This is a genomic window from Bacteroides sp., from assembly GCF_029057325.1.
In the GTDB taxonomy this organism is placed as follows: domain Bacteria; phylum Bacteroidota; class Bacteroidia; order Bacteroidales; family Bacteroidaceae; genus Bacteroides.
Genome location: NZ_JAICZW010000043.1, coordinates 1 through 3,530 on the forward strand (window position 1 = coordinate 1; position 3,530 = coordinate 3,530).

A 3,530-nucleotide genomic window follows, 5' to 3' on the forward strand; every position below is an offset into this window, starting at 1 on the left:
TTGCAGCGTTAATAAAACAAAGACAAAAAAGACGTAGAACTTGCTTTCCGAAATGCGGAGAGCCAAAAAACTAAACGATTATGAAAAAAAGTGCAAATGAAATTATGATGTTACAGTACCAAATCAGACGCTATCAAGCAATGGGTAACGGCACCATGTGTCAAACCTTGAATGGGAAACTGCAAAAACTGCTTGCAAAGCAGTCACACGTAAACCTGTAAAAAAACACCTTTAAATAAAATAGATAAAGGGTGGAGAACCGAAAGGGACTCCACCCTTTTTCTTTGGGCCTATGCCAATCAGCATCCTACGATATCCTTCCCGAAAGGTGTCAGCGCCAACCCCGCCAACTTGAAATGCTGCAAGCCGAAGGGAATGCCGATAATGGTGATGCACAGCAGCAACCCGAACGCCAAATGCGAAAGGCAAATCCAAATGCCGCCCAAGAATATCCACAGCACGTTCATCAAGATGTAAAGGCAACCGCCCGAACGCTCTCCGCTACGCACCTCCTTGCCAAAAGGCCACAAGGCAAGACCCGCCATCTTCAACGTCTGCATGCCGAAAGGTATGCCGATGATGGTTATCATCAGCATCAAACTGGCTACCAGGTATTCCACTGCCGTGAAAATACCTCCAAACAGCAACCACAAAAGATTCATAAAACATCCCATATATTTCATTTTTTTAAGGGGTTATCGGGAGTTAGAAGCCGATACCACTCCTTGTGTGTAATTGGAGTATTGGCTTTTAACCCCTAAGCCAACTTGTTGGCTAATACCTTCTTCTAACTCTCGACAACTCCATAACCAATAATATTTCAATTTGCAAATATACAATTATTTCCTCCAACAAATTCACTTCCAGTCGCTAAACTCGAAACTCAACTGCTCCCACACGCCTTTCCCCTCGCTTTCTTCGCGGGGATTGGAGACGGAAACGCCTATCAGGCGAATAGGTCGATGCTCATAATCCACCTCCTGCAACAACTGCTTTGTCAGAGGCAGGATGACATCGAGCGAGGCAAACTCCTTCGACTGCGTGATGCTGCGGGTAATCTGGCTGAAATCATGGAACTTTATCTTCAGCGTCAACGTGTTTCCACGGAAGCCGGCACGCTCCAAGCGGTTCACCAGCTCCACCGTCGTGTGATACAGCTCGATGATGACGGAGGAACGCCGGCTGATGTCCTTCTCCAACGTGCGCTCGCAGCCGACGGACTTACGGACACGCACCGCCTCCACCGGACGCTGGTCGATGCCACGCGCAAAGTCGTAATAAATCGTTCCTACCTTGCCAAACTCGCGCGTCAGCATTTCCAAGGAACGCATGCGGAGCTGCTCCCCGTTGTGAATGCCCAACGAGTGCATCTTCTTCGCCGTCACCGGCCCCACGCCCCAGAAACTCTCGATGGGCAAGCGCGACACGAAGTCCAATGCCTGAGAAGGGTGGATGGTGCAAAGCCCGTCCGGCTTGCGGTAGTCCGAGGCTATCTTGGCAAGAAACTTGTTATAGGAGATGCCGGCAGAGGCTATCAGGTTCAGCCTTTCGCGTATCTTCCGCTTTATCTCTTTGGCGATGTCCACAGCCAGCGGGATGCCCGGCTTGTTCTCCGTCACATCCAGAAAGGCCTCATCGAGGGAGATGGGTTCGATGATGTCTGTATATTCATGGAAAATTTCGTGTATCTGGCGGGAGACAGACTTATAGACCTCCATTCGTCCCGGAATAAAGATAAGTTGCGGACAAAGACGCTTCGCCTTCAGCGACGACATGGCGGAACGCACCCCAAACCGACGCGCCTCGTAGCTTGCCGCCGCCACTACTCCACGCTCCTCGCCACCGCCCACGGCGATGGGCTTGCCCCGTAGTTCGGGGTTGTCGCGCTGCTCTACAGAGGCATAGAACGCATCCATATCAATATGTATAATCTTTCGTCCGGTCATTCTCCTATCCACTGCCGACACAAAGATACACTAATTTTTCTTCATCCGAAGTATCTGCCGATAAACATAAATGAAGGCAGGTATCAAAAAGGCATCCGCAAAAACCCATGCCGTGGGGTCGCCAAAGCAAACTGCCAGATAGCCGAAAGCCGGAACTGCCAGCACACTGACCGACACCCGGGCAATCATCTCCGATACACCGGACAGCATGGCGAAATTGGTATATCCCACCCCCTGGATGGTATAACGCAGAATGCAGAGCAGTCCCAAAACGGGGAAAAAGAATACGGAAGCATGTAGGAACAACTCCGTATCTTTCAGGATTTCCTGTTCGGAAGCATCCACGAAGAGCAAGGCAAAATCCTCCGCACCGGGCATCAGCACACAGAAAGTGAACGCCCAATAGATCAGCATCATCAGCGCACTTGCCTTGACCCCCATCCAGACACGTTCCGGCTTGCCCGCACCATAATTCTGTCCGCTGTAAGTAGCCATGGCCATGCCCAAACTTTCAAAAGGGCAGATGAAGAACATCTTGATGCGCATGCCCGCCGTGAATGCCGCCACGCAGGCCGTTCCCAGCGCATTATTGGCGCTTTGCAGCATAATGCTGCCAATGGCGGTTATGGAGAACTGCAATCCCATCGGTGCACCGATGTACATCAGCGTGCGTGCCAAGGCACCGTTGAATTTCCACTCGGCAGGAGTCATCTTCAGAATATCGAAACGACGCATCATATAGACGTAGCACAACACCGCCGAAACGCCCTGCGATAGGACCGTAGCGATGGCAGCCCCCGTCACTCCCCACTCCAAGACCAGAATGCAGAACAGGTCGAGCAGAATATTCAGTATCGTAGAGAAGAGAAGAAACCAGAACGGTGTCTTGCTATCGCCCAACGCCCGGATAATGCTGGACAACAGATTATAAAAGAAGGTACAGGGAATGCCGACAAACGTGACAAGCAGGTAATGGTAGGCTCCCTCGAAGATGTTCTCCGGTGTACGCATCATGCGCAGAATACCGTCACAAGAGATACAGGTAATCAAAGCTATCACCACCGACATGACCGCCGCCAACTGCAAGCTGACCGCCACATAACGGCGCATCGTCGTATAATCACGGGCGCCGAACTTCTGCGCCACGGGTATGCCGAAACCTCCGCTGCAACCGTTGCAGAACCCTAAAATAAGAAAGACGACCGAAGTGCTCGCCCCAACCGAAGCCAGCGCATGGATGCCTAGAAAACGCCCCACGATTGCAGCATCGACCAGCGAATAGGTCTGTTGTAGCAGATTGCCCAACAACAAAGGCATCGTAAAATTGAAAATCAACGGAAGAGCCCGTCCTTCCGTCATTTCTCTGGATGTTGCCATAAATCTAATACCCTTTTAAAAACCGGCGCAAAAGTAGTGAAAGATTTGATTACATGACTTGATATATGTCAAAATGCAGCCAAGAAGTTATTTTACTAAAAAAACAGCACACCCCATGCAGTCATCCGCCCTTTCCCTATCTTTTAAAAAATAATATTGAGACTACAGATGGACACAAAAGACCTTGTCACTTTATGCCAGCAGGGA

General features: G+C 50.3%; 4 protein-coding genes. 1 reads left to right on the top strand and 3 read right to left on the bottom strand.

The window, feature by feature from the left end; genetic code table 11:
* Window positions 1-80: 80 nt before the first annotated feature.
* A complete protein-coding gene (locus tag K2G43_RS02940) occupies window positions 81-221 on the top strand; it encodes a hypothetical protein (RefSeq protein WP_297644360.1) in 141 nt (46 codons plus the stop codon).
* Window positions 222-299: 78 nt separating this feature from the next.
* On the opposite strand, the gene K2G43_RS02945 is transcribed toward K2G43_RS02940, so the two are convergent.
* From K2G43_RS02945 to K2G43_RS02955, 3 genes are all read right to left on the bottom strand, one after another.
* On the bottom strand, window positions 300-674 hold the full coding sequence (locus K2G43_RS02945) for a YccF domain-containing protein (protein ID WP_297644358.1): 375 nt from the start codon (window positions 672-674) through the stop codon (window positions 300-302).
* Between the two features lie 183 nt (window positions 675-857).
* On the bottom strand, window positions 858-1,946 hold the full coding sequence (gene dinB / locus K2G43_RS02950) for a DNA polymerase IV (RefSeq protein WP_297644876.1): 1,089 nt from the start codon (window positions 1,944-1,946) through the stop codon (window positions 858-860).
* Window positions 1,947-1,976: 30 nt separating this feature from the next.
* Window positions 1,977-3,323: an MATE family efflux transporter gene (locus K2G43_RS02955; protein ID WP_300152929.1), complete on the bottom strand. Its 1,347-nt coding sequence runs from the start codon at window positions 3,321-3,323 to the stop codon at window positions 1,977-1,979.
* Window positions 3,324-3,530: the final 207 nt, after the last annotated feature.